Below are 2184 nucleotides of genomic sequence, written 5' to 3'. Positions count from 1 at the left end.
GAACGTCTTGTCATGAGACTTCCCATTATTACAGCTTCCGGTTATGGCACTAAAATGATGGTTACCGTCTAAAATCCTATTATATTCAATCTTCCAATAAGATTTTGGACAGTAACTAATACAATATCATCGCTGATGATGCGTTTTAAACAACGCGGTATACTCTATTTTAGTGTTGCAGTAGTGAGACGGCAAATACGTCTGATTGGCTTTTTATCTTATCTATAAGTTTATAAGCTTTTATATATCAAACAGATTAACCTGCTTCTTTTTATTGCTGGAAAAACGGTATGTATTGCTATTTATTCTAAACAAATTAAGAATAATGAGTTGTTCATATCAGCGTAGCGATGTTCGGGTGTACCTATACCCTGCCTATGCCATGTTTCTTCAATAATTTGTTCATGACCTTACCTATGTTTTATAGTATCGTTTAAATATTTTGTAAAATTAAATCTATCATCGATGAAGGAATCATCTGATTAAGCCCCTTCACGGTGTTTTGCAGCCTTTTTTTAGCAATAACGTTTTTGAGTGATATTTTATGCTCTTAAACTTTGAGCCATAAGGTTGTAGATTGAGATTGTACAGCTATATTTAAACGAGATACTAGGACTGATATGCTTAATACATGCGTCAATATTGCATGGTGGCATGAATATCATAGTATCTAAAATGCACCAACACTTATTCCTGCTATTGGTATAAGGTGAGCGCGCATTTTTATGGTAAGTAGGATGGCTACAATTAGGAGACATCTATGCAGCGAATTACTTATCGTGCGAAAGCATCTGCGCGAGGGGCTAAACGCCGTATATCATATGTATTGCGTCCGTCTAAACGCTTACCAAGCACCAAAAGTAACATCGTTCCAGCTATTGCACCCATCAAAATAACACGTTTCGCCAAAACCAAGAAGTTGGCGCAAATATCTAGCATTGCTCTACTCTCACTCCCTGCTGAGAGTCTGACGACCATGAATACCCAAGTACCAGCCTATGACCATGTCATGCTGGAGAATACTTTAACTATCGCTGCGATTCCAGGTGACAGTACCTATTTTGCGACAGATGGCTTCCAACATGGCTTTGGCTACGACTTAGTACGTAGCTATGCAGACGAGCTTGGGGTAAAAGTTACTCTTAAAGCCTATGCCGATGAAGAAGCTGCGCTTAGAGCCTTACAATCAGGCGATGCTGATATGGCATTGACCACTGCCAGTACTCAATTAAAAAGCCAGCTTAACTTGTCATCTATTAATGTCAGCTGCGGCTATGATGCCAGCTTGACCAAAAATGGTTTGCATCCTAAAGTAAGTTGGACCTTTAATTCTAGCGATGATCCATTATCACAAAAAGCGAGCTATTTTTTATGTGATAGCATCAAGCTTGATCACACACAGAAACTCGCCGCTTTTTATAATCAGGATTTGTTAAAAGATGCTTACAGTCAAGACCATTTTAAAAAGACACTGACAGAGAAATTACCTGACTATCAATCGTCTTTTGAAGAGCAGGCGCGTAATTATAACCATGACTGGGAGCTGTTGGTTGCCATGGGTTATCAGGAGTCGCATTTAGATGCCAATGCGGTCTCTCCAACCGGTGTACGCGGCATTATGATGCTGACCAACAATACGGCTAAAGCAATGGGCGTTTCAGACCGCGTTGATCCTTATCAAAGTATCGGCGGCGGCGCTCGTTATTTAGAGCAGATGAAAACTGATTTTGCTAATGTACCAAAAACGGATCGTATTTGGTTTGCCCTTGCTGCTTATAATATGGGACCAAATGCCGTCAAGAGTATTCAGCGTAAATTAAGCGCCCAAGGTATTGATGATAAAAGCTGGGCTAATATCTATGCCTACTTGTCTGATAATAGAGCCTCAAATAGTCGCTATGGTCAAGCGATGCACTATGTGAGTAATATCAGAAGTTATCTTGAAACGATAAAAACCGCAACCGTTTAATCAGATATTGATACTGTGTCCCGTCCTAAAATAGATTGATGATTTTTTAATGAGCCAGATACCCTGAGTATCTGGCTTTTTACATTAAGCAGGACATGAATAACTGTCATGAACCTCAGCAGGTGTTCTCATATTCAAACTTAAATGAGGTCTAATATTGTTATAGACATAAACAGACTCATCGATCAGCTGTTTAAGCTCACTCATCGTATTGC

2 protein-coding genes are annotated in these 2184 nt (G+C 39.4%); one reads left to right on the top strand and one right to left on the bottom strand.

Features of this window, described 5'->3' with window-relative positions:
* The first annotated feature begins 760 nt into the window (after nucleotides 1–760).
* Nucleotides 761–1969 (top strand): transglycosylase SLT domain-containing protein, encoded by a 1209-nt coding sequence (locus tag VLN09_RS08745; RefSeq protein ID WP_325245661.1) that lies wholly within the window; start codon nucleotides 761–763, stop codon nucleotides 1967–1969.
* A gap of 84 nt (nucleotides 1970–2053) precedes the next feature.
* Here the strand turns inward: VLN09_RS08745 and VLN09_RS12310 are convergent.
* On the bottom strand, nucleotides 2054–2184 hold a 131-nt coding region (locus VLN09_RS12310; protein WP_414709115.1), incomplete at its 5' end, for an integrase core domain-containing protein.

It is taken from the genome of Psychrobacter sp. (assembly GCF_035469765.1).
Classification (GTDB): domain Bacteria; phylum Pseudomonadota; class Gammaproteobacteria; order Pseudomonadales; family Moraxellaceae; genus Psychrobacter.
The sequence above is the reverse complement of the archived record's forward strand: the minus strand, read 5'-3'. Positions and strand labels throughout refer to the sequence as shown.